This is a genomic window from Amycolatopsis acidicola (assembly GCF_007713735.2).
Lineage (GTDB): Bacteria > Actinomycetota > Actinomycetes > Mycobacteriales > Pseudonocardiaceae > Amycolatopsis_E > Amycolatopsis_E acidicola.
Genome location: NZ_VMNW02000022.1, coordinates 44,285 through 69,784, shown reverse-complemented (window position 1 = coordinate 69,784; position 25,500 = coordinate 44,285). Strand labels below are relative to the sequence as shown.

Here is a 25,500-nt window from a genome sequence, read left to right as displayed (position 1 = left end):
ACACACGCACGCGAGGGGCGAACTCATCGACGGGAGGGGCCAACACGTGCGCGGGAGGGGCCAACACGTCACGCGAGCTCGCGCGGTGGGCGGTCCTAGAACGGGAGGCCGAGGGTGGGCAGCCCGATCGCCGAGTCGACGGCGAGCGCGACGAACACGATCATCAGGTACGTGTTCGAGCGGTGGAACAGCGCCATCGGCTTGGTCTCCACCCCGCGCCGCACCTGCCGCTGCAGCGAGTGCGCGTAGAAGAGGAACCACGCGCCGGCCAGCACCGCGAACGAGGCGTACAGCCAGCTCGTCACCGGGAGCAGCAGCAGCGTCCAGGCGACCATCACCCACGAGTAGATGACGATCTGCCGCGCCACGTGCTCGGCGGTGGCGACCACCGGCAGCATCGGCACGCCGGCGCGCTCGTAGTCCTCGCGGTACTTCATGCCCAGCGCCCAGGTGTGCGGCGGGGTCCAGAAGAAGATCACGCCGAACATCACGAACGCGGGCCACTGCACGGTTCCCGTCACCGCGGCCCAGCCGATCACCACCGGCATGCAGCCAGCGGCCCCGCCCCACACGACGTTCTGCGCCGTGCGGCGCTTGAGGCCGAGGGTGTAGACGAAGATGTAGAACAGGATCGTCGCGATGGCGAGCAGCGCGGCCAGCAGGTTGACCGTGAAGTACAGCATCACGAACGAGCCCGCGCCGAGCACGAGCCCGAACACCAGCGCGTTGCGCCGCGGCACGGAGTCGCGGACCAGCGGGCGCCGCTTGGTGCGGTTCATCACCTTGTCGATGTCCGCGTCGATCACGCAGTTGAGCGCGTTGGCGCTGCCCGCCGCCATCGAACCGCCGGCCAGCGTGGCGAGGATCAGCCACGGGGACGGGATGGTGCGCGCCGCGAGGAACATCGCGGGGATGGTGGTCACCAGCAGCAGCTCGATGACCTGAGGCTTGGTCAGCGCGACGTAGGCGCCCACACGCTGTCGGACTCGCCGGAGGCCACCGGCGGGCGGTGCACTGGGGTCCGCGGCGCTGGTGCTGTCACTGCGTCCGTGCGCAGCGTCCACCAACGACATTTCGCTCCCTGGGTCAGTTTCGGGTGGCGTCAACGCGTTGCGCGACACCGCAACCGATCGTAACCACGGGGTGCCGGAGCAGCGCGGCCGGGGCCGCGGGTGTCGGGGTTCCGGCGGCCGGGTAGCCGACCTACTAGGCTGCCCCTGCAAGGCCCGGCCGCGGACGCGCGCACTGCCGCCGACCTGGAATATCCTGCCTTCGGGATCGATTGAGACAGGTAGGTCCGCGCGCGCGAACGCACCGAGAGAACGAAGCAGATCAACCGACAAGCACGGGGAGTTCGAGTTCAGTGTCCGAAACCGCTTCCATCAGCGAGAACAATCCTCTGCTCCGGCGGAACGTCCCCGCCGACTGGACGGACCTCGACACCCGCGCCGTGGACACCATCCGGGTGCTCGCCGCGGACGCCGTCGAGAACTGTGGCAGTGGTCACCCGGGCACGGCGATGAGCCTGGCCCCGCTGGCCTACACGCTGTTCCAGCGCGAAATGCGGCATGACCCCGCCGACCCGGAGTGGCCGGCCCGCGACCGTTTCGTGCTGTCCGCGGGGCACAGCAGCCTGACGCTCTACATCCAGCTCTTCCTCGCCGGGTACGGCCTGGAGATGGCCGACCTCGAGGCGCTGCGCAAGTGGAACTCGAAGACCCCCGGTCACCCCGAGTACCAGCACACCGACGGCGTCGAGGTGACCACCGGCCCGCTGGGCCAGGGCCTGGCCAACGCGGTCGGGATGGCGATGGCGGCGCGCCGCGAGCGCGGCCTGCTCGACCCGGACGCCGCGCCCGGCGAGAGCATTTTCGACCACCACATCTACGTGATCGCCTCCGACGGCGACATCGAAGAGGGCGTCACCTCCGAGGCCTCCTCGATCGCGGGCCGCCAGGAGCTGGGGAACCTGATCGTCTTCTACGACGACAACAAGATCTCCATCGAGGACGACACGAACATCGCGCTGTCCGAGGACACCGCGAAGCGCTACGAGGCCTACGGCTGGCACGTGCAGACCGTCGAGGGCGGCGAGGACGTCGTCGCGATCGAGGAAGCGATCAAGGCGGCGAAGGCCGACCCGCGCCCGTCGTTCATCCTGCTGCGCACCATCATCGGCTATCCGGCGCCCACCAAGATGAACACCGGCAAGGCGCACGGCGCCGCGCTCGGCGCCGAAGAGGTCGCCGGGGTCAAGAAGATCCTGGGCTTCGACCCGGAGAAGAGCTTCCAGATCGAGGACGAGGTCCTCGCGAGCACCCGCAAGGCGGTCGACCGCGGCAAGCAGTGGCGCGCCGAATGGCAGGAGAAGTTCGACGCCTGGGGCGCGGCCAACCCGGAGCGCAAGGCGCTCGCCGACCGGATGTCCACCCGCACGCTGCCCGAAGGCTGGGCCGAAAAGCTGCCCAGCTGGGAGCCGGACGAGAAGGGCGTCGCCACCCGCAAGGCCTCGGGCAAGGTGCTTTCCGCGCTGGCCGACGTCCTGCCGGAGCTGTGGGGCGGTTCGGCCGACCTCGCCGAGAGCAACAACTCCACCATGGACGGTGCCGACTCGTTCGGCCCGGAGAAGGCCTCCACCGGGATGTGGAAGGCGAACCCGTACGGCCGCACGCTGCACTTCGGCGTGCGTGAGCACGCGATGGGCTCGATCCTCAACGGGATCGCGCTGCACGGCGGCACCCGCCCCTACGGCGCGACCTTCTTCACCTTCTCCGACTACATGCGCCCGCCGGTGCGCCTGGCCGCGCTGATGCACCTGCCGGTCGTCTACGTGTGGACGCACGACTCGATCGGCCTCGGCGAGGACGGCCCGACGCACCAGCCGATCGAGCACCTCGCCGCGCTGCGCGCCATCCCGGGCCTGAACATGGTCCGCCCGGCCGACGCGAACGAGACCGCGGGCGCCTGGAAGGCCGCGCTGGAGGACAAGCGCCACCCGTCCGGCCTCGCGCTGACCCGCCAGAACGTGCCGGTGCTGGAAGGCACTTCGGCCGGCGACGTCGCCAAGGGCGCGTACGTGGTCTCGGACGCCGAAGGCACGCCGGACGTGATCCTGATCGGCACCGGTTCCGAGCTGCAGCTGGCCGTCGAGGCCGGCCGGACGCTGACCGCCGAGGGCGTTCGAACCCGCGTGGTCTCCATGCCGTGTTTCGAGTGGTTCGAGGCGCAGGACGAGGCCTACCGCGAGTCGGTGCTGCCCGCCGCGGTGAAGGCCCGGGTGGCGGTCGAGGCCGGGATCGCCCAGCCTTGGTACCGCTATGTGGGCGATGCCGGGGAGATCGTGTCGATCGAGCACTACGGTGCCTCGGCCGACTACAAGACCCTGTTCCGCGAGTTCGGGTTCACCGCGGGCGCCGTGGCCGACGCCGCGCGCGCCTCGCTCGCCAAGACCAAGAACTCCTGAACGTCACCAAGAAGGGGATGAACGTCATGAGCGACCGACTCGCCCAGCTCTCCGATGCAGGCGTGTCCATCTGGCTCGACGACCTGTCGCGCGAGCGGCTGGACTCCGGCAACCTCGCCGGGCTGATCCGCGACAAGCACATCGTCGGGGTCACCACGAACCCGACGATCTTCGCCAACGCCCTGTCGAAGGGCGACGCGTACGACAAGCAGGTGCGTGAGCTCGCCGCGCGCGGCGCCGACGTCCCGGCCACCGTCCGCGAGCTGACCACCACCGACGTGCGCAACGCCGCGGACCTGTTCCGCGACGTGTACAACGCCACGAACGGCACCGACGGCCGCGTGTCCATCGAGGTGGACCCGGGCCTGGCCAAGGACACGGCCAAGACCGTGGCGCAGGCGCAGGACCTGTGGAAGACGGTGGACCGGCCGAACGTCTTCATCAAGATCCCGGCCACCGAGGAGGGCCTGCCCGCGATCACCGCGACGCTGGCCGAGGGCATCAGCGTCAACGTCACGCTGATCTTCTCCGTGGAGCGCTACCGCGCGGTGATCGACGCGTTCTTCGCCGGGCTGGAGCAGGCGAAGGCCAACGGCCACAACCTGGCCGGGATCGAGTCCGTGGCGTCGTTCTTCGTGTCCCGTGTGGACACCGAGGTCGACAAGCGGCTGGAGAAGATCGGCACCGACGAGGCCAAGGCGCTGCGCGGCGAGGCCGCCATCGCCAACGCCCGGCTCGCCTACGCCGCGTACGAGGAGCTGTTCGCCTCCGACCGCTGGGCCGCGCTGAAGGCCGAGGGCGCCAACCCGCAGCGCCCGCTGTGGGCCTCCACCGGCGTGAAGGACCCGTCCTACTCCGACACCCGCTACGTCGACCAGCTCGTGGTCGCGAACACGGTGAACACCATGCCGGAGAAGACGATCGACGCGGTCGCCGACCACGCGGAGATCGAGGGCGACAAGGTCACCGGCACCGGCAGCCAGGCGCAGGCGGTGTTCGACCAGCTCTCGGCGGTGGGCATCGACGTGGCCGACGTGTTCGTCACGCTGGAGACCGAGGGCGTGGAGAAGTTCGAGAAGTCCTGGCAGGAGCTGCTCGACACCGTCGAGGGCCAGCTCGGGAAGGCGAAGGACTGACGCATGGCCGAAGACAACGCTCCGGTGGCGGTCCACGTCACCGACGAGCCGCTCGCGGCCACGGCCGCGGCACTGGTCGACAAGCTGATCGCCGACCAGGTCGCCTCGAAGCTCGCCGCGCAGGACCCCACGCTGTGGGGCCCGGACGCGGAGTCCGAGGCGTCGATCCGGCTGTCCTGGACCACGCTGCACAAGAGCTCGCGCCCGCTGATCGGTGAGATCGAGGCGCTGCGCGAGGAACTGCGCGGCGAGGGCGTGGACAGGGTCGTGCTGGCCGGCATGGGCGGTTCCTCGCTGGCGCCGGAGGTGATCACCGGCACCGAGGGCGCGCCGCTCACGGTGCTGGACACCACCGACCCCGGCCAGGTGGCCGACGCGCTGGCGGGCGACCTGCAGCGCACCGTGCTCGTGGTGTCGTCGAAGTCCGGCGGCACGGTGGAGACCGACAGCCACCGGCGCATCTTCACCCAGGCCTTCACCGAGGCCGGGATCGACGCGGCGAGCCGCATCGTGGTCGTCACCGACCCCGGCTCTCCGCTGTCGAAGCTGGCGGAGGAATCGGGCTACCGCAAGGTGTTCCTGGCCGACCCGCACGTCGGTGGCCGCTACTCGGCGCTGACCGCCTTCGGGCTCGTGCCCGCCGGGCTGGCCGGTGCCGACGTGGCCCGGCTGCTGGACCAGGCCGCGCTGGCGGCGCAGGTGCTGGGCAGCGACAGCAAGGAGAACCCGGCGCTGCGGCTGGCCGCCGCGTGGGCGGCGGCGCATTCCGACGGCGCCGAGAAGGTCGTGCTGGCCGACACCGGCTCGGGGATCAAGGGGTTCCCGGACTGGGCCGAGCAGCTGATCGCCGAGTCCACCGGCAAACAGGGCACCGGCCTGCTGCCGGTGGCGGTCGAGGGCCCCGAGGCCCCCGGTTTCGCGGACGCGGGCCAGGACGCGACGGCGGTCGCCGTCGGCCCGGCCGGTGGCGCCGCGAAGATCGCCACCGAAGGCCAGCTGGGCGCGCAGTTCCTGTTGTGGGAGTTCGCCACCGCGATCGCCGGCAAGCTGATCGGGATCGACCCGTTCGACCAGCCGGACGTGGAGGCCGCGAAGAAGGCCGCGCGGGAACTGCTGGACAACCCGGCCGCGCTCGAAGGCGGCGAGAATCCGTCCACTGTGGACGGTTCCGTGCAGGTTTTCGCGCCTGCCGGGGTTTCCGCGGACGGCAGCCTGACCGACGTGCTGAAGGCGTTCCTCGCCACGGCGCCGGAGCACGGCTACCTCGCCGTGCAGGCGTACCTGGACAGGCTCGACGACGCGTCCGCGGCGCTGCTGCGGCCGGAGCTGGCGCGCCGCACCGGGCTGCAGACCACCTTCGGGTGGGGCCCGCGGTTCCTGCACTCCACCGGGCAGTACCACAAGGGCGGCCACCAGAACGGCGTCTTCCTGCAGATCACCGGCTCGCCGGAGCAGGACCTCGAGGTGCCGGACCGCCCGTACACCCTGGGCAAGCTGCAGCACGCGCAGGCACTCGGCGACGGCAAGGTGCTCACCGAGCACGGCAGGCCGGTGCTGCGCCTGCACCTGACCGACCGGGCCGCGGGCCTGGCTCAGCTCGTTCGCGCCATCCAGGAGGTCGGCGAATGAACCAGTGGGAGAACCCGCTGAGGGATCCCCGCGACAAACGGCTGCCGAGGATCGCCGGGCCGTCCAGCCTGGTGATCTTCGGGGTCACCGGTGACCTGTCCCGCAAGAAGCTGATGCCGGCGATCTACGACCTCGCCAACCGCGGGCTGCTGCCCGCCGGCTTCTCCCTCGTCGGGTTCGCCCGGCGCGACTGGGAGGACGAGGACTTCGGCCAGCTGGTGCACGACGCGGTCGCCGAGCACGCGCGCACCCCGTTCCGCGAGTCGGTCTGGCACCGGCTCGCGGAGGGGATCCGGTTCGTGCAGGGCAGTTTCGACGACGACGACGCGTTCGACCGGCTCGCCGACACCGTCCGCGAGCTGGACGAGGAGCGCGGCACCGGCGGGAACGTGGCGTTCTACCTGTCGATCCCGCCGAGCGCGTTCCCGGTGGTCACCAAGCAGCTGGCGCGTTCGGGGCTGGCGCAGTCGGACGAGCATTCGTGGCGCCGCGTGGTGATCGAGAAGCCGTTCGGGCACGACCTGTCCAGCGCCCGCGAGCTCAACGGGATCGTCAACGACGTCTTCCCCGAGGAGTCGGTGTTCCGCATCGACCACTACCTCGGCAAGGAGACGGTGCAGAACATCCTGGCGCTGCGCTTCGCGAACCAGCTGTTCGAGCCGATCTGGAACGCCAACTACGTGGACCACGTGCAGATCACCATGGCCGAGGACATCGGCCTCGGCGGGCGCGCCGGCTACTACGACGGCATCGGCGCGGCGCGCGACGTGATCCAGAACCACCTGCTGCAGCTGCTCGCGTTCACCGCGCTGGAGGAGCCGCTGTCGTTCGAGCCGAACGCGCTGCGGGCGGAGAAGATCAAGGTGCTGCGGGCGATCAAGGCGGCGCAGCCGTTCGACGAGACCACCGCGCGCGGGCAGTACAGCGGCGGCTGGCAGGGCGGCAAGAAGGTGCCGGGCCTGTTGCAGGAGGCCGGGTTCGCGAAGGACTCGACCACCGAGACCTACGCCGCGGTCACCCTCGAGGTGCAGAACCGCCGCTGGGCCGGGGTGCCGTTCTACCTGCGCACCGGCAAGCGGATGGGCCGCCGCGTCACCGAGATCGCGGTGATGTTCAAACGCGCCCCGCACCTGCCCTTCGACTACACCTCCACCGAGGAGCTGGGGCAGAACGCCTTCGTCATCCGCGTGCAGCCGGACGAGGGCGTCACGATGCGGTTCGGTTCCAAGGTGCCAGGCACCACGATGGAGGTCCGCGACGTCACGATGGACTTCGGGTACGGGCACGCGTTCACCGAGTCCTCCCCCGAGGCCTACGAACGGCTGATCCTGGACGTGCTCCTCGGCGAGCCCTCGCTGTTCCCGGTCAACGAGGAGGTCGAGCTGTCCTGGGAGATCCTCGACCCGATCCTCGACCACTGGGCCAAGCACGGCGCGCCCGAGCCGTACTCGCCGGGCAGCTGGGGACCCGCCTCGGCGGACGAGCTGCTGGAGCGTTCGGGCCGGAACTGGAGGCGTCCGTGATCATCGACCTGCCCTCGACCACCACCTCGCAGGTGAACCGGAAACTGGTCGAGCTGCGCGAGCGCGGCGGCGCGGTCGCGCTGGGCCGGGTGCTCACCCTGGTGATCGTCGACGACGACGGCGAGCACCTCGAGGAGCACATCGACGCGGCGAACGAGGCGAGCCGCGAGCACCCGTGCCGGGTGATCGTGCTCGCCCGCGGTTCGCGGACCGCGGCGGCCAGGATCGACGGCCAGATCCGGGTCGGCGGCGACGCCGGCGCGAGTGAGGTCATCATCCTGCGGCTCTACGGACCCCTTGCCTCGCAAGGGCAAAGTGCCGTGGTGCCGCTGCTGCTGCCGGACGCGCCGATCGTCACGTGGTGGCCCAGCGCCGGGCCGAAGGCCCCGGAACAGGACCCGATCGGCGAGCTGGCCCAGCGCCGGATCACCGACTCGGCGGCGGAGCGCAACCCGATCCGCGCGCTGCAGACGCGGCGCAAGAACTACACCCCCGGCGACACGGACCTGGCCTGGACGCGGCTGACCAACTGGCGTGCCCAGCTGGTCGCCGCGCTCGACCTGCCACCGCACGAGCCCATCACGTCGGCCACGGTCACCGGTGAGGCGGACTCGCCCTCCACCGAGCTGCTGGCGGGCTGGCTCGCGGAGTACCTCAAGATCCCGGTGAAGCGGATCAAGACGGCGTCCGCGCAGGGCATCGTCGCGGTGCAGCTGGAGCGGCGCTCCGGCGTGATCGAGCTGCACCGGCCGGACGGGAAGGTGGGCACGCTGACCCAGCCGGGCCAGCCCACCCGCCGGATCGCCCTGCATCGCCGCAGCACCAAGGACTGCCTGATCGAGGAGCTGCGCCGGCTGGACCCGGACGAGGTCTACGAGGCTTCGCTGCATGGTCTGGACAAGCTCTCGGCGGGCGGCGGGAAGTCGGCGGCGAAGGCCAAGAACGGCAAGAAGCCGGTGAAGGCGGCGAGCAAGTGAGCGCCAGCGAGGTCGTGGTCTACGCCAATCCGGAGCTGCTGGCCGCCGCGGTGGCGGCCAGGCTGGTGACCCGGCTGGTGGACCTGCAGGCCGCCAAGGGCTCGGCCTCGCTGGTCCTCACCGGCGGCAGCACCGGGATCGCGGTGCTGGAGCAGCTGCGGGCCTCCCCCGCCAGGGACGCGGTCGACTGGTCGCGGCTGGACCTGTACTGGGGCGACGAGCGGTTCGTGCCGGCGGAAGACGGCGAGCGCAACGAAAAGCAGGCCCGCGAGGCCCTGCTGGACCACGTGCCCGTCGACCCGAAGCGGGTGCACGCGATGGCGGCCTCGGACGGCGAGTTCGGGGACGACGTCGACGCGGCCGCCGAGGCGTATGCCCGGGTGCTGGCGGAAAACGCGCTGCCGGAGGATCACGGCGACGTGCCTTCGTTCGACATCACGCTGCTGGGGCTCGGCGGCGAAGGGCACACCGCTTCGGTGTTCCCGGAATCGCCCGCGGTGTACGAGACCGAGCGGTCGGTGGTGGCGGTGCGCAACTGCCCGAAGCCGCCGCCCACCCGGGTTTCGCTGACCCTGCCCGCGATCCGCCGTTCCCACGACGTGTGGCTGCTGACCACCGGCGAGGCGAAGGCGGACGCGGTCGCGATGGCGCTGTCCGGTGCCGGCGAGGTGCAGCTGCCGGTGGCCGGTGCCCGCGGGCAGCGGCGCACGCTGTGGCTCGTGGACAAGACGGCGGCGTCGAAGCTGTCGCACGTGTACCGGCCGCCGACGGCCTGATCGGTTCCCCAGTGGCCGGTTTTCCGCTCAGCCGGGCGGAAAACCGGCCACTTGCGTGTGCGGGGTTGACTGGGGCCGACCCTCCCAGGAAAGGACCCCATGCATCAGGCACCCCTGTCCCGGCGGACGTTCGGCAAGCTCGCGGGCGTGGCCGGGCTCGGTCTCGCCGGCGCGCTGAACGCCCCGGCCGCCGACGCGGCGAGCACGTGGAAGACGACCGGCACCGCGGTCTCGGCGCTGAGCGGTTTCGACGCCCAGATGAAGACGTTCATGCAGGCCCGTGGTATCCAGGGCGGGCAGCTGGCGGTCACCTACGGCGGCAGACTGGTGCTCGCCCGCGGCTACAGCACGGACACCGCGCTGACGGTGCAGCCGACTTCGCTGTTCCGGGTGGCGAGCCTGTCGAAGTCGGTCACCGCGGCCGCCGTGCTTCGCCTCGTCCAAGACGGCCGGCTGAGCCTGTCGACGCCGATCACGTCTCTGCTCGACCTGACACCGCCGCCCGGCCAGACGGCCGACTCCCGGCTGTCCCAGGTCACCGTCCAGCGGCTGCTGCAGCACCTGGGTGGCTGGGATCGCGCCATCTCGGGTGACCCGTTGTTCAAGGACAGCACCATTTCGCAGGCGCTCGGCGTGCCGATGGAGCTGTCTCCCGCCGACGTCGTGAAGTACATGGCCGGGCAGCCACTGGACCACGCGCCCGGCAGCACGTACGCCTACTCCAACTTCGGGTACCTGCTCGCGGGCCAGATCGTCGAGAAGGTCAGCGGCACCACGTACGCGGATTACGTGCAGCAGAAGTTGTTCACGCCACTGGGCATCACGCGCATGGCGCAGGGCTGGAGCGTGGCGAAGCACAGCGGTGAGGTGCCGTACAAATCCCAGTACACCGGGACGACGGTGCTCGACGAATCCGGTGCCACGGTGGCCGCGCCCTACGGCACGTTCAGCATGCGGCTGCACTACGCCAACGGCGCGTGGATCTCGTCCGCGGTAGACATGGTGCGGTGGGCGAGCGCCTTCGACAAGGGTTCCAAGGTGCTCGACGGCACGTCGCTCGCGAAGGTCTGGACCAAGCCGGAGACCGGCGTCAACAGCGGCGGCTCCTACTACGGCCTCGGCTGGCTCGTCCGCCCGGTCACCACCGGCGGCACCGGGCAGAACACCTGGCACGACGGGAGTCTCCCCGGCACGTACACGTTCCTGGTGCGCAATTACGCGGGCGCGAGCTGGGCCGTGTTGCTCAACCAGCGCGACGACGCGTCGGGCCTTGCTTACGGCGACATCGATTCCGCGATGTGGACCGCCTACAACGGGGTGACGAACTGGCCGGCGAATGACCTCTACCCACAGTATTTCTCCTGATCGGGAGCGGAAAATTCACCGCGGTCACACCGATGCCCGTTAACATCCGCACATTTAACGGGCGGTACGCGTCCCGATCGGCCGCTTCGCGCATCTCATGAGTCAAGTCCACAAGACGAGTGAGGTCCGATCGCATGAGCACAGAGGGACTCTCCATCGGGATCCCGGTCGGTGGCCAGGCCACCGACCGGGCACGCGCGCGTTCCGGCTCACGGTGGCAGGTGCTGCTGAGACGGGACAACGTGGTGCCGCTGGCCATCGACGCGGTGGCCGTGCTGCTGGCCGTGGCCGACGTGTGGCTGGTGATCCCGGACAAGGCGCCGCCGTACTCGATCTACCTTTCCGCGTTCGCCTGCCTCGCTCTGGTGGGGCGGCGGTGGCTGCCGTTCGCGGTGGTGCTGGGCACCGTGCCCGGTTTCCTCACCGGCTGGTCGCAGCTGGCCGCGATGATCGCGCTGGGGATGCTCGCCACCCGCAAGCAGACGCATTGGCAGGTGTGGGTCGGCGCGGCGCTGGTGTGGGCGTGCCGGTTCATCCAATGGCCGCTGTCCGATTTCACGACGCTGAGCTGGCGGGAACACGTCCTGGACGGGCTGTACGGGATACTGGTGGCGGGGATGCCGATCGCGATCGGGCTGCTCATCGGGGCGCGCGCCCAGCTGTCGCAGAAACTCGTCGAGCTGGCCGCGAGCCGCGACCGGGAACGCAAACTGCACGACGACGCCGTCCGCGCGGAGGAACGCGCCAGGCTCGCCAGGGAAATGCACGACGTCGTCTCGCACGACATCACGCTGATCGCGATGCAGGCGGGCGTGCTGGCCACCACCCCGGGCTCGGAAAGCGCGCAGGAGACGGCGAAAGTGATCCGGCAGCTGTCCACGCGGACGCTGGAGGAGCTGCGGTCGCTGGTCGGGGTGCTGCGGTCCGGGGCCGCGGACGACGGGCCGCATCCGGGTATCGGTGAGCTGACGCAGCTCGTGCGGGGGTGCGAGGTGCCGGTGCAGCTGACCGTGGACAGCGTGCCGGAACAGTTGCCCGCCAAGGTTTCCGCGGCGGCGTACCGGACCGTCCAGGAATGCCTGACGAATGTGCGCAAGCACGCGCCGGGGGCCGCGGCCACGGTGCTGATCCTCGGGGACGGCGACGCGCTGAACATCGAGGTGTGCAATGAAAGCCCGAGCGCGCCGGTGACCCCGCTGCCCTCGGGCGGGCACGGCCTCACCGGCCTCGCCGAACGCGCGCGGCTTCTCGGCGGCAGCTTCGAGACCACCCCCACCGACGACGGCGGTTTCCGGGTCCGGGCCAGCTACCCGGTGCGCGGCTGAGGGGCAGGCGAGCGCGGGGCTATGGCCTGGCTGCTCGTCGAGCGCGGGATTCCGGCGGCGCCGCACCAGGGGCTTTCCGCGCCGGGCGCGGAGAGCCGTGGACACTGGGCGGCGGACACTGGGCGGCGCGGCCCAGTGCTTGTCGCCGTGTGCGGAAACGCAGGCGCGCCAGACACCTTCCAGCCCTCTCGCCCCGCGAACGGAAGCGCGAGGGGCAGCGCGGTTTTCCTCGCAGCGGGGCAGAAGCGCGGGGGCACCGGGCCGGAGCCCAGCTTGCCTCCCCGCGAGCCGAAGCGCGGTGACGCCTGCCCGCGACCCAGCCTTCCTCCCAGCATGAGGAAAGGCGGGGGCAGCAGCAGACCATGCCCCAGCCCCTCGCCCCCGGCGAGCCGAAATCCGGTGAGGTCAAGCCACCGGCCAGCATGGTCCCCCGCGAACGCAGACGCGCAGGCACCTGGCCGCGCCCGCGCCCAAACCCGCGCCCCCATGCGGGAAACCGGAGAGACAGGCCCACCCAGCCTCTCGCCCCCAGCGAACGCAAGCACGGAGACAGCTGGCCCCGCCCGCACCCAAAACACGCCCCAGTGCGGGAAACCGGAGCGGCAAGCCACCCAGCCTCTCGCCCCCGCGAGCCCAAGCACGGAGGCACCTGGCCGCGTCCGCGCCCGCGCCCCAGTGCGGGGAAACCGGAGAGGCAGGCCACTCAGCCCCTCGCCCCGGCGAGCCCAAGCGCGAGGGCCCGCGTCCTTCCCCGAGCCCAAGCGCGGAGGCGCCGCGCCGCGGCCCGGCTTCCCTCCCCACGTACCCGAAACCCGAAGGCGCCACGCAGCCCGCTCCCCCGGCGAACCCACCCGGGAACACCGGGGGGCCGGGCGAAGTGCCCGCCCTTCAACCTTGTGCGGACATGCCGAAGGGGCCGGGCGAGGGCCCGGCCCCTTTTGTCCGGTATCGGACACTGTCCGGATCAAGAACCAGCCGCGGGGTCCTGGCGGCGGGCCGGCTTCCCTGGTGCGCCGGGAACCGGGCCGATCCCGTGGCGGCCGCGGCCGCCGTGGGATCAGATCTGGCGGCGCTGGCGGAGCCGCTCGAGCGCTTCGGCGAGGATGGCCTCCCCGTCGGCGTCGCTGCGCCGCTCCTTCACGTACGCCAGGTGGGTCTTGTACGGCTCGGTCCGTGGCGCGGCGGGTGGGTTCTTGGCGTCCTGCCCACCGGGCAGGCCGCAGCGGGGGCAGTCCCACTCCTCCGGGACCTCCGCGTCCATCGAGAACGAGGGACGCGACTCGTGCCCGTTGGCACACCAGTAGGAAATCCGGCGCCGCGGTGCGGACTCGCCGCGTTCCGACTCGCCGGAAGGACCGGCACCGACCCTGGTGCCTCGAATCGCGTTACCGCCAACCATGAATCCTCACAGTGTTTTCGGCGGCGCACCCCCCATAGGCACGCCCGTGCTCTCAGACCTTCAGCAGCAGGCCGAGGCCCACGATGCTGATCAACCAGATGGCACCGAGCAAGAGGGTGATGCGGTCGAGGTTCTTCTCGGCCACGCTCGACCCCGCGAGGCTCGACTGCATCCCTCCGCCGAACAACGAGGACAACCCGCCGCCGCGCCCGCGGTGCAGCAGTACCGCGATCACCAGCAGCACACTGGTCGCGATCATCAGGATTTGCAGGAACAGCTTCATTTCATCCTCTGTAGTCTTCGGGCCGTGCACGACCTGCCGGGCGGGTGGGCCCGATCGTACGCGAGCCGAACGGCGTTCCCTGATTGTGTGACGGTCTGAGGTTGACAGACTACTCGGCAGCGCCGGGCCCTAAGGCAGCGGACCCCCGGCCGCCAGCGCGCACAGCTTGGTGAACTCCTCGGCCTGGAGGCTGGCCCCGCCGACCAGCGCGCCGTCGATGTTGTCGCAGGCCACGAGCTCCGCGATGTTGCCCGATTTGACCGAACCGCCGTAGAGCACCCGCACCGCGTCGGCCACCTCGGCGCCGTACTTCTCGGCCAGCGCCTCGCGCAGCGACTTGCACACCTCTTCGGCGTCGGCCGCGGTGGCGACCCGCCCGGTGCCGATGGCCCACACCGGCTCGTAGGCGATGACCACCTTCTCCTTGACCTGCTCGGCCTTGAGCCCCTTGAGCCCGGCGATCAGCTGGCCGGTGCAGTGCTCCACGTGGCCCCCGGCCTCCCGCACCTCGAGGGCCTCGCCGACGCACAGGATCGGGCTGATCCCGTGCTTGACCGCGGCGCGGACCTTCTTGTTGACCAGCTCGTCGTCCTCGTGGTGGTACTCGCGCCGCTCGGAGTGCCCGACCGTGACGTAGCCGCAGCCGAGCTTGGCCAGCATCGGCCCCGACACGTCCCCGGTGTATGCGCCGGAGTCGTGCTGGGAAAGGTCCTGCGCGCCGTAGCTCAGCAACAGCTTGTCCCCGTCGACCAGGGTCTGGATGCTGCGGATGTCGGTGAACGGCGGCAGCACCGCGACGTCCACCTTCGCGAAGTACTTCTCCGGCAGCGAGAAGGCGATCTTCTGCACCAGCGCGATGGCCTCGAGGTGGTTGAGGTTCATCTTCCAGTTGCCGGCGACGAACGTCTTGCGCGCCATCAGGCCTCCTCCCCCAGCACCGCGACCCCGGGCAGCTCCTTGCCCTCGAGGTACTCCAGCGACGCGCCGCCGCCGGTGGAGATGTGCGAGAACCCGTCGTCGGGCAGGCCCAGCACCCGGACCGCGGCGGCGGAGTCGCCACCGCCGACCACGCTGAACGCGGACGAGTCCGCGATCGCCCGCGCCACGCCGCGCGTGCCCGCCGCGAACGGCGCCAGCTCGAACACGCCGGCGGGCCCGTTCCAGAACACCGTCTTCGCGCGCGACACCTCGGCGGCGAACGCCTCGGTGGTGCGCGGGCCGATGTCCAGGCCCATCCAGCCCTCCGGGATCGCCCCGGCCGCGACGGTGTCGGTGGCGGCGTCGGCGGCGAACTTGTCCGCCACCACGACGTCCACCGGGACCACGATCTTGTCGCCGTTCGCGTCGAGCAGCTTACGCGCCGTCTCCACGAAATCCTTCTCCAGCAAGGAAGCGCCGACGCCATGGCCCTGCGCCGCGAGGAACGTGAACGCCATGCCGCCGCCGATGAGGAGCTTGTCCACCTTGGGCAGCAGCGCCTCGATCACCGCGAGCTTGTCGGACACCTTCGAGCCGCCGAGCACGACCACGTACGGCCGCTCCGGGTCACCGGTGAGCTTGCTCAGCACCTCGAGCTCCGCCAGCACCAAGCCGCCCGCGTACGCGGGCAGGGCGCGGGCCACGTCGTACACCGAGGCCTGCTTCCGGTGCACCACACCGAAACCGTCGGAGACGAACGCGCCCCCGCGCCCGCCGGCGCCAGAGGCATCAGCACTGTCTCCGGTCAGCGCGGCCAGCTCGGCGGCCAGCGCGGCGCGCTCGGCGTCGGACTTGCTGGTCTCGCGCGGGTCGAAGCGCACGTTCTCCAGCAGCGCGACGGCGCCGTCGGCCAGCCCGGCCGCGACTGCTTTCGCCTGTTCGCCCACGACGTCACCGGCGAGGCGCACCTCGGCGCCGAGCAGCTCGCCGAGCCGGGCCGCGACCGGGCTCAGCGAGTACTTGGCGTCGGGCTCGCCCTTCGGACGGCCGAGGTGCGCGGCGACGATCACCTTCGCGCCGGCCTCGGCCAGGCGCTTGATGGTCGGGAGCGCGGCGCGCACCCGGCCGTCGTCGGTGATCTTCTCGCCGTCGAGCGGCACGTTCAGGTCCGAGCGGACCAGGACGCGCCGCCCCGCGACACCTTCGGAGAGCAGGTCTTCCAGAGTTTTGACTGCCATCGGGTTTCGTCTGACCTCAGGAGAGCTTCGAGCCGACGAGCTTGACCAGGTCGGCGAGGCGGTTGGAGTAGCCCCACTCGTTGTCGTACCAGCCGAAGACCTTGACCTGGTTGTCGATCACCTTGGTCAGCGGGGCGTCGAAGATGCACGAGGCCGGGTCGTTGACGATGTCGGAGGAGACGATCGGGTCCTCGCTGTAGCGCAGGATGCCCTGCAGCGCGCCGTCCGCGGCCGCCTTGTACGCGGCGTTGATCTCCTCGGCGGAGGCCTTCTTGGCGAGGTCCACCGTGAGGTCGGTGATCGAGCCGGTCGGCACGGGCACGCGCAGCGAGTAGCCGTCGAGCTTGCCGTTGAGCTCCGGGAGCACCAGGCCGATCGCCTTGGCGGCGCCGGTGGAGGTGGGCACCACGTTCAGCGCGGCGGCGCGGGCGCGGCGCGGGTCCTTGTGCGGGCCGTCCTGCAGGTTCTGGTCCTGCGTGTAGGCGTGGATGGTGGTCATCAGGCCCTTTTCGATGCCGAAGTTCTCGTGCAGCACCTTCGCGAGCGGGCCGAGGCAGTTGGTGGTGCAGGACGCGTTCGAGATGATCGTCTGCGAACCGTCGTAGAGGTTGTCGTTGACGCCCAGCACGACCGTCAGGTCCTCGCCCTTGGCCGGCGCGGAGATGATGACCTTCTTGGCGCCGCCGGCGATGTGCGCCTTCGCGGCGTCGGCGTTGGTGAAGAAGCCGGTGGACTCCACGACCACGTCCACGCCCAGGTCGCCCCAGGGCAGGTTGGCCGGGTCCCGCTCGGCGAGTGCCTTGATGGTCTTGCCGCCGACGACGATGCCCTCGCCGCTGACCGCGACCTCTTCGGGGTACCGGCCGAGGACGCTGTCGTACTTGAGCAGCTGCGCCATCGTGTTCACGTCGCCGAGGTCGTTGAACGCGACCACCTCGATGTCGTGGCCGGCCGCCTGCACGGCACGGAAGAAGTTGCGGCCGATCCGGCCGAAGCCGTTGACACCTACGCGAACCGTCACTGCTCTTCTCTCCTCGGGTCCGACCCGGTGTCCCACCGGGTCACACGTCTTCGGGTTCCCGGCCACCCTAGCGTGCCGACCTGGGCGTACCCACAAGCACCGGCGAGATCCTCGCCACCGTCAGCCAGGCGGGGGAATCGATCAAGATCGCGGGACCGCGATCGGCCGTAAACGATCAAGAAGCCAGCTCTTTTTCCAGTGGTGTCCGGAACTTCGGGGTTACCCTGACCGGCCCCAGCCAAGCGGACAGCCGGGCGGATTCACCCTCGATCGCCTTTTCCGCCTCGGCGCCGGCGTCCTCCAGCAGGCGCACCGCGATCTCCCCGTCCGCGCGCTGCGCCCAGCCGCCGACGACGCGCCCGCCCCACCAGACCGTGGGCCCGATGTTGCCGGTGCGGTCGAACAACGGCGCCTCGTGCGCGCCGAGGTAGAACTCGCGCGCTTTCCATCCCATCGGCGTGGGATCCAGCGCGGGCAGCAGCACGGCCCGCGGCTCCGGCTCGGCCACCGGCTCCGCGTCCTCGGGCAGCACCAGGCCCGGCACGCCGTCGAGGTCGACCTCCACCGGGCCGATCCGCGCGAGCGCCTTCTTCACCTGGCCCGCCGTCCAGCCGGTCCACCATTTGAGATCGTCCACCGGCGCCGGGCCGAAGGCGCGCAGCCAGCGCCGGGCCAGTTCGGCGCGCGCCTCGTCCGCCGGGATCGCGGGCGGCGCGGCGCCGAGCCAGGACTCCGCGGTGGCCCACGCGTACTGGGTGGACAGCCAGGATCCGCGCGGGCGCCCGCGCACGATCAGGCCCTGCGCGGCGAGCAGGAACAGCACCCGGTTCGTGATGTAACCCGTTGCCTCGTAAGGCTTTCCGGCCGCCATCGTGATCTTGGTGCGGAGCCGGGCCTCCCCGTCGGCGATCTCCTGCGCCTGCGCCGTGCCGCGGGCTTCCAGCGCGGCCAGCGCGCCCTGCTCGACCTCGGCCAGCCAGGCGCCGAGATCGCCGTCCAGCTCCGCGGTGGCGAGGTGCTGGAGGAGCAGTTTCCGTTGCTTGCGGGCGATTTCGTCGGTGCAGGCTGCCTGCACGACGGGCACGAGCGCGGCGGGCACGACGAACATCGTGCGCCGCATCCCGAGCATCCGGACCAGCGAACGATCCTCGTACAGGGCGCGCTCGGCCGTCTCGGGCTCGGCGAGGCGCACCGCCGCGGACACGTGCACCGTCGCCGGATCGGTGGCGTGCAAGGCGATGAGGCTCTCCGCGACCTCGGGCACGCCGCGGGCCGGCGCGGCGAGGTGGTGCCGCAGCGCCAGGCGGGCTCGCCGTTCCGCGGCGCGGATGCGTCTTTTCACGCCTGCTTTCCTACCACCGGGCACCGACAAAAATCGGTTCGCCGCGGGCGGCGTGCTGGCTACGGTGGGGAAATGGTCTCCCCCAGCCACTTCGCGACGTTCGCCGCGCTGGTGTTCGTCATGGTCATCGTCCCGGGCCCGAGCGTGCTGTTCACGATCAGCCGCGCGCTCACCGTCGGGCGGCGGGGCGCGCTGCTGACCGTCGTCGGCAACGCGTTCGGCGTGTACACGCAGGTGGTCGCGGTCGCCTTCGGGCTGGGCGCGATCGTCGCGGGCTCGGCGGCGGTGTTCACGGTGATCAAGTTCGCCGGTGCCGGCTACCTGGTCTACCTCGGGGTGCAGGCGCTGCGGCACCGCCGCAAACTCAGCGACGCGTTCCACGCCGCGGTGCCCGCTTCGCCCGGCCCGGCGTGGAAGGTGGTGCGTGACGGGTACGTCGTCGGGTTCGCCAACCCGAAGTCGATCGTGTTCCTCGCCGCGTTCCTGCCCCCGTTCGTGGAAGCGGGCGCGGGGGCGGTGCCGGTCCAGATCATGCTGCTCGGCATCTGCCTGCCGGTGATCGCGCTGATCTGCGACAGCGTATGGGCGCTCGTCGCCGGCGCGGCGCGCTCGTGGTTCGCGCGCTCGCCGCGCCGGCTGGAGCTGGTCGGCGGCACCGGAGGCCTCGTGATGATCGGCCTCGGCGCCGGGATCGCCCTCAACGGGCGCGCGGACTAGGTTGCGTTTTGGAAGCGGCGGAGCCGTTTGCGGTGGGCCGTCAACCGGCACCGCCGGGGGTTTGAATCGGCGGAGCCGCGCGGAGCGCGTCCGTTGAGGGTGGTGGCGGGTGGGTGGCTCCTGGCGAGGACAGCGCCGAAGTGGTGAAAGCACTGTCGCGCGGAGCGTGTCCTTCAGGGGTGGCGGCCGGGTGGCGGGTGGGAATTCATGATGAGGCGATCCCGGAGTCAGGGGCCACCTTGAATGTGGCTAGCCGCGCGGAGCGCGTCCGTTGAGGGTGGTGGCGGGCGACGGGAGGGGCCCCTACCCGCACCGCCACGCAAGCCACTTTCACAACAGTCTCTAGAAGTGGAACAGGCCGTGGGGCGTGCCCAGGCCGGTCGGCCCGTCCCAGCCTTCGCCCGCGGCGCAGAGCCTGCCGTCGAAGGTGGGCGGGGGTTTGCCCGGGTCGGTTTCGGCGGTGCTGAGGCAGCGGCCGTTCCCGATGGTGCCGCTGGTGCCCGACGTGACGTCCTGGAAGGTCCCGGAGTGCGCGCGGTAGAGCGTGTTCGGGCCGAGCACGTCGGCGAGCCCGCCGCTGGCGGCGTAGATCCCGGCGATGATCGGCGCGGCCGCGCTCGTCCCGGCGACGACGGTCCAGCCAGGGGGCTGTTGGCTCTCCGGCGCGTAGCTGTCGTAGACGGCGAGGTCGCTCGCCGCGGCCGAGACATCCACGCTCGCCCGCGAACCGCCGCACGACTTCGTGATCGCCTCGGGCTGTCCCTCCGGCGGCGCCACCCCGGGCACGCAGCTCGAACCGGCGCCCGACCACGCGCCTTCGCTGAACCGCCCGGACTGCCGCACCAGCTCGGTGCCGCCGACCGCCGTAACCGTCGGAAGTGCTTGCGGCCAAAGGGATTTGTTGGCCTCGAAGCCTGAATCCCCGCTCGCCGCGACGATCGCGGTGCCCCGGTGCGCGAGCTGGGCCGCGACGGGCCCGTGCAGCATGTGGTCGTCGCCGGGCAGGCCGTAGCTGATGCTGACCGCGTCCGCCCCCTGCGCGATCGCGGTCTGCACAGCCGTGCCGAAGGCGTCGGCGTAACCGTCGTAGTCCGGCGGCGCGTCGGAATCGCCAGCGGACGGCACCTCGGTCGACGGGATCTGCACCTCCGTGATCCGGCAGCCGGGGCAGGCCGCCGAGGCCATGTCCACGTCGAGCGCGGTCTCCACGGCGATCTGCTCGTCGATCGAAGCCCCGTCCGGGCCGCCGCTCGGCCGCAGCGGCGGGCCGCCGTGGAAGTCGACCTGCCGGAAGCAGCCCGAAGCCGCGGTGCACGGCGGCAGCCCGAACTGCGCGCGGTACCGGGCGAGATCGCCTTCGAGATTCGGGTAGGCGCCGACGTCGATGATCGCGATCGTGCCCGTGCGGTTCGCCGTGCTCGGCAGCTCGTAGGCCTTCTGCAGGTCCTGCGCGCTCCAGCCCACCGGGTCCGGATCGTCGTCGTAGCCGCCGACGACCCGCTCCACCTGGCACGCCAGGCGCTGGAACTGTCCGGCGCAGACCGGCTCCAGTCTCGTGCCGCCCGGCTGCTCCGCGTTCGCGGCGGGCGCGAGCAGCGCCACGGCGAGGGTGAGGGCAGTGCACAGCGCGAGGCCGGGGCGCGACATCGGGATCCGTTCGTCGATCGGGCGGGGATACTCGCAGAATCCCTACACAATCGGGCGCACCGGCGCCCGGGAGCTGACCCCAAGGAGCGAATGCGACGCACCTTCAGCGTGCTCACCGACGGGCACGGGTGCACACGCCACGAGGGCACTGGCGTGTGACTCCCCCGCCCGGCCCGGCCGGTTCTCTCACCCCGCGTGACACGCCGGGCCACGGCCGGGCGAATCAGGCCCGGGATCGCCGGGGCGACCGGCCGCCGCGAGGCTTGATCAAGATCGCCTGTCCGTGCGACCCGCCGCCGGGTGTCAGGAGGCTTCGGCTGCGGGCTTGCTGAACAGCCGCGTGGCCGACAGGTGGGAGGTGCCGTCCGGGGGCGTGAGCTCGTCGAGGTGGTTGCGGATGGTCGCGTCGACCGACAGGTATTTACGCCCAGCCCGCAGGTCGGCGTCGTTACGCAGCCGCACGATCAACGGGAACTCCGAAAGCGCGCCCGCGTCGAACAGGCCGGTGGTGTAGATCAGCTGGACGCCGAGCGCCGAGGCCACCACCCGCTGCAACTCCAGCAGGTACCCCGCCGACGCGCGGCCGATCGGGTTGTCGAGGAACAGCACGCCGGAGTGCCGGTTGCGCATCTTGCCGCGGTTGTTGGCGCGCAACGCCGCCAGCGTGCAGTACAGGATGATCGCCGCCGTCAGCTGCTGCCCGCCGGAGAACACGTCGCGGATCTCCGACACACGCTGCCGTTCGGTGCGCAGCACCGAGTCCGGCTTCAGCATGTCGACGCGGAAACCCTTCGGCACCGCCGCCCGGACGCCGCGCAGCACCAGGCTCATCCCGTCGCGTTTGACGTCGCGGCCGTCGCTGGTCTTGCCCGCGGCGGCCTCGTCGACCACCTGGCCCAGCGCCTCGGCCAGTTCGGCTTCCTCGGGGTCGCCGAAGCGGATGCGCAGGAACTCCTGCCCGGACCAGTCGCCGAGCCCTTCTGGCAGCCGCGAGAGCCGTTGCGCCGAGCGAAGCATCCGCAGCGCGCCCTCGACCATGCCCTGAAGCCGCGCGACGATGCCCGAACGGTGGCGGTCGATCTGGGCGAGGTCGTCGGTGAGCGTGCGCAGCCGCGGGCGCAGCGCGGCGGCCCATTCGGCGGCGCTGGCCGGGAGGCTGTCCCGGCGCACCGAGATGATCTGCTGCCGCACCGGGCTGGACAGTTTCTCGAAACGCTTTTCGGTGGCGTACTGGGCGAGCGCGTCAGCCGCGGCCCGCACGCGCTTCTCGGCGTTGTCCACCGCGGTCTCGGCGTCGGTGAGCGCGGAATTCAGCTTGCGGTAACGGTTTTGGGCCGCTTCGACGTCGCCGTCGAAGACGCTTTCCGGCTCGCCTTCGGGCGCCAGCCGTTCCATCGACTCGGCGAGCAGCCGGAACCCCGCCGCGGACGCGTTCGCGGTTTCCGACGCGTGCTCGGCCTCGGCCCGGCGTGCCTGCGCCTCCTCCCACGCGCGGGCGGCGGCGCTGGCTTCCTCCGCCGCCTCGTCGATCAGCTCGCGGCCGTGCTCGACGTCGCGGGGGCGGGTGTCCAGTGACGCGTTCTGCTTGGGCAGCTGGTCCAGCTCGGCCTTGCAGGTGGCGACCGCGCCGATCGCTTCGCTGTGCTCGGCTTCCAGCGCGGCGACCACGCGGCCGGCGCGCGCCTGTGCCGCGGACCTCGTCGCCGCGTCGGACCCGTCCGGCGTTTCCAGCAGGCGGCCGGCCTGCTCGCGGACGGCGGGGTCCAGTACTTCGAGCGCGGCCCTCGCGGTGGATTCCGCGTTCTCCGCGTGCTCCAGCTCGGCGCGCAGGTCGCTGCCCACCTCGACCTTCGCGTAGGCGTCACTGGCCGACGCGAACGCCCGCCGCAGCGTGTCCACGGGCTCCTTGAGCGCCGGGTCTTCCTCGGAAACCGCGCCCCCGCCGGGAACTTCGGCGAGTTCGGCGCGGGCGCTGCTGACCGTACGGCGGTGACCGTCGGCCGTGCGCTGCTCCTCCGCGGCCTCCTCACGGGCCCGCGCCGCGCGCGTCGACGCCTGCTCGGCCTCGCTGTCCGCGCGGGTGAGGATCTCGCGCGCCCGCTCGACCTCTTCCGTCCACTGGGGAATCTTCGCGACCCGGACGGCGAGCTCGCCGAGCTTGCGGGCGCGTTCCTCCCCGGTGCGGGCTTCCGTGCGCAGCAAGGGAATCGACTCGCGAAGACGGCCGCGCCGCGCTGCCAGCTCCGCCAGTTCGCGCTCGGCTGTGGTCACGGCCGTCTGTGCCTCCGCGAGCTCGCTCGCGGCCGTCTCGGACTCCTCGGCCAGCGTGCCCAGCGCGCCGGGCGGGTAGTCCTCGCGCCACGTGGTGAGCTTCCACTCCAGCGCCGCGTCGTCGCCGATCGCCGTGGCCAGCGCCTCCAGCTGCTTCTGGCGGCGGGAATGCCGGGCCAGGATCGCCTGGCGCTCCGTGTCGGCGGCTTCCTCGTCGTACATCGCCGGGTTCGGCGGCACGAGGAACTCGATCCCGGGCGCGGAACCCTTGTCCCGCACCGACTCCGTGGTGCCGACCGGCAGCACGACGCTGGGCAGGAGCTTCGCGTCCGCCAGCGCCCGCCGCGCGCGTTCGAGCTGCGCGGCCTCGTTCACCAGCACGCCGCCCACGAGGTGCGGCAGCTCGGCCAGCACGCGCTCGCGGGTCTTCGCGTCCATTGTGGACAGATAGCGCCAGCCGGACCACGCGGTGATCCCGGCTTCCTCCAGCACGTCGAGCGCCGCCTGCACCTCGGGCGGGGCGGGCAGCAGGCCACCGCTGCCCAGCGCGGCGAGCGCGCGCTCGTCGACGGATTCCTCCATCCGCAACGCGGTCTGCTCGCGCTCGGCCGTGTTCCTGGCCTCGCGCAGGCGTTTCAGCAGCGCAGGCGTGTCCGTCTCCAGCTGGACGCTCTCCCCGCCGATGAGCTCCAGCAGCCGCGGGTTGGCCGCGAGGCTGTCCGTGCGGCGATGCGCCTTCGTGAGTTCGCTCGCCGCGCGATCGGCCCGAGCCTGCGCGGACGACATGCGCTGCTGCGCGGCGTGTAGCGCGCTCTGGGCCTCGCCGTGTTCCTCGGCGACACGCTCCAGCTCCGCCTCGCGCGTCGCCAGCTCGTTCTCCGCGTTCTCCGCTGTGTCGCGCGCTTCCTGCGCCGACGCGGCCACCTGCGTGCCGTCGCTGAGCAGGCCGTCACGGACCGCCTGCTGCGTCTCGGCGCGGACTTCCTCGATACGACGGGAAAGCTGCGCCTCCTCCGCGCGGTGCTTCGCCGCCGTGCTCGTCGCCTCGTCACGCTGTTGCTGCGCCGCGGCGGCTTCCTCGCGCGCTACGCCCGCGCGCTCCTCGGCGGCCTTCGCCTGCTCCTCCGCTTCGCGCGCCAGCGCCAGCAACCCGCGCGCGAGCGCGTTCGCGGCCGCGTTCTTCGCCTCCAGCGCGGGTTTCGCGGTCTGCTCGCGCTCCCCCACCAGCTCGCGGATGTCGCTCGCCTTGCGCACCGCGTTGGCGTGCGTCAGCACCGTGCCCGTCTCACGCCATGCCTCGGCCAGCGCCCGCGCCTCGGCCAACTCACCGTCGACGCGCTTCTTGTCCTTCGTCGCGTCCGCGAGGCGAAGCTCCGCCACGACCCGGCGCAGCTCGGTGACGACCGCGGACAACCGGCGGTGGTCCCCCTCCGCGAGCTTCTCCGCGTCCCGTGTCTCGTCCACGAAGGCGGCGAGCCCGGCCAGCCTGTCGGACTCCAGTTTGTGCCGCGCCACAACGGAACCCGCGAACGCCTGCGCGTCCGCGCGCGCGACCGCCGCGAGCTTCCGCGACGCCGCCGCGAAGGACTCCTCGTCGGCCAGCGGGCCCAGCAGCTCCAGGGCTCCGGCGACGAAATCCCGTTCCGCCATCAGGTCCCCGCGCTGCCCGAGGTTGTGCGCGTACGTCTGCACCACGTCGGCGAGATCGCGCGGATCGTCCTCGGAGATCACGGCCTTGAGCAGGAACTCCACGAACGCCTCGTCCGAGGTGAAGGCGAACGCGTCCGCCGCCTCGCCCTCGCCGGCGTTCATCGCGCGCTGGTAGCGGAACAGTTCGGTGTCCAGCCCCAGCGCGTCGAGCCGCTCGGTCCACTCGTGGTGCCGCCGCGTCCAGGACAGCTCCAGCTCCGGTTCGGCGCGGTGCGCCTCGTCCAGCTTCTCCTGGAACCCGGACATGGTCAGCAGCCTGCCCTCGGCGGTGAACGGCAGGGTGTCCAGCCCGGTGTTCGCGCTCGGGCGGAAGCAGTACCAGGAGTCGACGAGGTTCGCGGGGTCGTTGGACACCACGTGCCCGCGCCATTCCGAGACCTTGCCGGTGATGATCCGCTGCCCGGTCTCGGTGTGCTGCCACTCCAGCGCCACCTGCGCGACGTCCTTGGCGGCGACGAACTTCTCCAGCACCCGGGTGTTCGTGGTGCCGACGACCTGGCGGCGGCCGGGCAGCATCACCGAGAAGATCAGCTTGATCAGCACCGACTTGCCGCCGCCGTTCTCCAGGAACAGCACGCTCGCCGGTGACGGGCGGCGCGGCAGGCCCCCGTCGGCGGAGTGGATCCCGGCGGTGAACAGCGCGTCCTGCGCGGGCGCCTTGACCACCTGCCCGACGCCGCTGAAGTCCAGCACCACGTCCTGGTACCGCGCGCCCGAAGGACCGACCGAGTGCAAGCGCACCCGAGACAACTCGTACATG

General features: G+C 71.3%; 18 protein-coding genes. 9 read left to right on the top strand and 9 right to left on the bottom strand.

Annotation, left to right across the window (positions count from 1 at the left end):
- Positions 1–95: 95 nt before the first annotated feature.
- A complete protein-coding gene (locus FPZ12_RS17530) occupies positions 96–1,073 on the bottom strand; it encodes a heme o synthase (RefSeq protein ID WP_144756872.1) in 978 nt (325 codons plus the stop codon).
- Between the two features lie 290 nt (positions 1,074–1,363).
- Between FPZ12_RS17530 and tkt the strand changes: the two genes are divergently transcribed.
- The 8 genes from tkt (at position 1,364) to FPZ12_RS17490 (ending at position 12,194) form a co-directional block, all read left to right on the top strand.
- A complete protein-coding gene (gene tkt, locus FPZ12_RS17525) occupies positions 1,364–3,463 on the top strand; it encodes a transketolase (RefSeq protein WP_144756870.1) in 2,100 nt (699 codons plus the stop codon).
- 26 nt (positions 3,464–3,489) lie between these two features.
- Entirely contained in the window at positions 3,490–4,599 is a 1,110-nt protein-coding gene (gene tal, locus FPZ12_RS17520) for a transaldolase (protein WP_144756868.1), read from the top strand.
- 3 nt (positions 4,600–4,602) lie between these two features.
- Positions 4,603–6,228, top strand: coding sequence for a glucose-6-phosphate isomerase (locus tag FPZ12_RS17515; protein WP_144756867.1), 1,626 nt, complete (start codon positions 4,603–4,605; stop codon positions 6,226–6,228).
- Entirely contained in the window at positions 6,225–7,751 is a 1,527-nt protein-coding gene (gene zwf / locus FPZ12_RS17510) for a glucose-6-phosphate dehydrogenase (RefSeq protein ID WP_150980372.1), read from the top strand. The genes FPZ12_RS17515 and zwf overlap by 4 nt, the downstream gene beginning before the upstream one ends.
- Positions 7,748–8,728, top strand: coding sequence for a glucose-6-phosphate dehydrogenase assembly protein OpcA (opcA, locus tag FPZ12_RS17505; protein WP_144760149.1), 981 nt, complete (start codon positions 7,748–7,750; stop codon positions 8,726–8,728). Before zwf ends, opcA begins: the two co-directional genes overlap by 4 nt.
- Complete coding sequence (gene pgl, locus FPZ12_RS17500) at positions 8,725–9,504, top strand: 6-phosphogluconolactonase (RefSeq protein ID WP_144760152.1); 780 nt, start codon at positions 8,725–8,727, stop codon at positions 9,502–9,504. The genes opcA and pgl overlap by 4 nt, the downstream gene beginning before the upstream one ends.
- Before the next feature lie 99 nt (positions 9,505–9,603).
- Positions 9,604–10,869 (top strand): serine hydrolase domain-containing protein, encoded by a 1,266-nt coding sequence (locus FPZ12_RS17495; RefSeq protein WP_144760155.1) that lies wholly within the window; start codon positions 9,604–9,606, stop codon positions 10,867–10,869.
- Between the two features lie 134 nt (positions 10,870–11,003).
- Entirely contained in the window at positions 11,004–12,194 is a 1,191-nt protein-coding gene (locus FPZ12_RS17490) for a sensor histidine kinase (RefSeq protein WP_144760158.1), read from the top strand.
- A gap of 1,057 nt (positions 12,195–13,251) precedes the next feature.
- Here the strand turns inward: FPZ12_RS17490 and FPZ12_RS17485 are convergent.
- The 6 genes from FPZ12_RS17485 to FPZ12_RS17460 all read right to left on the bottom strand — a co-directional run bounded on the left by FPZ12_RS17485 (position 13,252) and on the right by FPZ12_RS17460 (position 18,395).
- A complete protein-coding gene (locus FPZ12_RS17485) occupies positions 13,252–13,593 on the bottom strand; it encodes an RNA polymerase-binding protein RbpA (RefSeq protein ID WP_144760161.1) in 342 nt (113 codons plus the stop codon).
- A 52-nt stretch (positions 13,594–13,645) separates the two neighbouring features.
- Positions 13,646–13,876 carry a preprotein translocase subunit SecG gene (gene secG / locus FPZ12_RS17480; RefSeq protein WP_144760164.1) on the bottom strand — a complete coding sequence of 77 codons (231 nt, stop codon included), beginning with the start codon at positions 13,874–13,876 and terminating at the stop codon, positions 13,646–13,648.
- A gap of 129 nt (positions 13,877–14,005) precedes the next feature.
- The gene (tpiA, locus tag FPZ12_RS17475; protein ID WP_144760167.1) at positions 14,006–14,794 is read right to left on the bottom strand and encodes a triose-phosphate isomerase; all 789 of its coding nucleotides are present in this window, start codon (positions 14,792–14,794) and stop codon (positions 14,006–14,008) included.
- Positions 14,794–16,032: a phosphoglycerate kinase gene (locus tag FPZ12_RS17470; protein ID WP_144760168.1), complete on the bottom strand. Its 1,239-nt coding sequence runs from the start codon at positions 16,030–16,032 to the stop codon at positions 14,794–14,796. Before FPZ12_RS17470 ends, tpiA begins: the two co-directional genes overlap by 1 nt.
- A 16-nt stretch (positions 16,033–16,048) precedes the next feature.
- Positions 16,049–17,053, bottom strand: coding sequence for a type I glyceraldehyde-3-phosphate dehydrogenase (gene gap / locus FPZ12_RS17465; protein WP_144760169.1), 1,005 nt, complete (start codon positions 17,051–17,053; stop codon positions 16,049–16,051).
- Between the two features lie 175 nt (positions 17,054–17,228).
- Positions 17,229–18,395 (bottom strand): winged helix DNA-binding domain-containing protein, encoded by a 1,167-nt coding sequence (locus tag FPZ12_RS17460; RefSeq protein WP_144760170.1) that lies wholly within the window; start codon positions 18,393–18,395, stop codon positions 17,229–17,231.
- 72 nt (positions 18,396–18,467) lie between these two features.
- Here FPZ12_RS17460 and FPZ12_RS17455 point away from each other — a divergent pair, with 72 nt between their 5' ends.
- On the top strand, positions 18,468–19,112 hold the full coding sequence (locus FPZ12_RS17455) for a LysE family translocator (protein ID WP_144760171.1): 645 nt from the start codon (positions 18,468–18,470) through the stop codon (positions 19,110–19,112).
- A gap of 342 nt (positions 19,113–19,454) precedes the next feature.
- Here the strand turns inward: FPZ12_RS17455 and FPZ12_RS17450 are convergent, their stop codons facing one another.
- Positions 19,455–20,759, bottom strand: coding sequence for a S8 family serine peptidase (locus tag FPZ12_RS17450; protein ID WP_144749707.1), 1,305 nt, complete (start codon positions 20,757–20,759; stop codon positions 19,455–19,457).
- Between the two features lie 303 nt (positions 20,760–21,062).
- Positions 21,063–25,499, bottom strand: a complete 4,437-nt coding sequence (locus FPZ12_RS17445; protein WP_144749705.1) for a coiled-coil domain-containing protein — start codon at positions 25,497–25,499, stop codon at positions 21,063–21,065.
- Between the last annotated feature and the right edge of the window lies 1 nt (position 25,500).

What these genes read in the sequence shown, in the direction of transcription:
- FPZ12_RS17530 (WP_144756872.1), bottom strand. Translation starts at nt 1,073, where the DNA reads ATGTCGTTGGTGGACGCTGCGCACGGACGCAGTGACAGCACCAGCGCC.
- tal (WP_144756868.1), top strand. Translation starts at nt 3,490, where the DNA reads ATGAGCGACCGACTCGCCCAGCTCTCCGATGCAGGCGTGTCCATCTGG.
- FPZ12_RS17515 (WP_144756867.1), top strand. Translation starts at nt 4,603, where the DNA reads ATGGCCGAAGACAACGCTCCGGTGGCGGTCCACGTCACCGACGAGCCG.
- zwf (WP_150980372.1), top strand. Translation starts at nt 6,225, where the DNA reads ATGAACCAGTGGGAGAACCCGCTGAGGGATCCCCGCGACAAACGGCTG.
- FPZ12_RS17495 (WP_144760155.1), top strand. Translation starts at nt 9,604, where the DNA reads ATGCATCAGGCACCCCTGTCCCGGCGGACGTTCGGCAAGCTCGCGGGC.
- FPZ12_RS17490 (WP_144760158.1), top strand. Translation starts at nt 11,004, where the DNA reads ATGAGCACAGAGGGACTCTCCATCGGGATCCCGGTCGGTGGCCAGGCC.
- FPZ12_RS17485 (WP_144760161.1), bottom strand. Translation starts at nt 13,593, where the DNA reads ATGGTTGGCGGTAACGCGATTCGAGGCACCAGGGTCGGTGCCGGTCCT.
- secG (WP_144760164.1), bottom strand. Translation starts at nt 13,876, where the DNA reads ATGAAGCTGTTCCTGCAAATCCTGATGATCGCGACCAGTGTGCTGCTG.
- tpiA (WP_144760167.1), bottom strand. Translation starts at nt 14,794, where the DNA reads ATGGCGCGCAAGACGTTCGTCGCCGGCAACTGGAAGATGAACCTCAAC.
- FPZ12_RS17470 (WP_144760168.1), bottom strand. Translation starts at nt 16,032, where the DNA reads ATGGCAGTCAAAACTCTGGAAGACCTGCTCTCCGAAGGTGTCGCGGGG.
- FPZ12_RS17455 (WP_144760171.1), top strand. Translation starts at nt 18,468, where the DNA reads ATGGTCTCCCCCAGCCACTTCGCGACGTTCGCCGCGCTGGTGTTCGTC.
- FPZ12_RS17450 (WP_144749707.1), bottom strand. Translation starts at nt 20,759, where the DNA reads ATGTCGCGCCCCGGCCTCGCGCTGTGCACTGCCCTCACCCTCGCCGTG.
- FPZ12_RS17445 (WP_144749705.1), bottom strand. Translation starts at nt 25,499, where the DNA reads ATGTACGAGTTGTCTCGGGTGCGCTTGCACTCGGTCGGTCCTTCGGGC.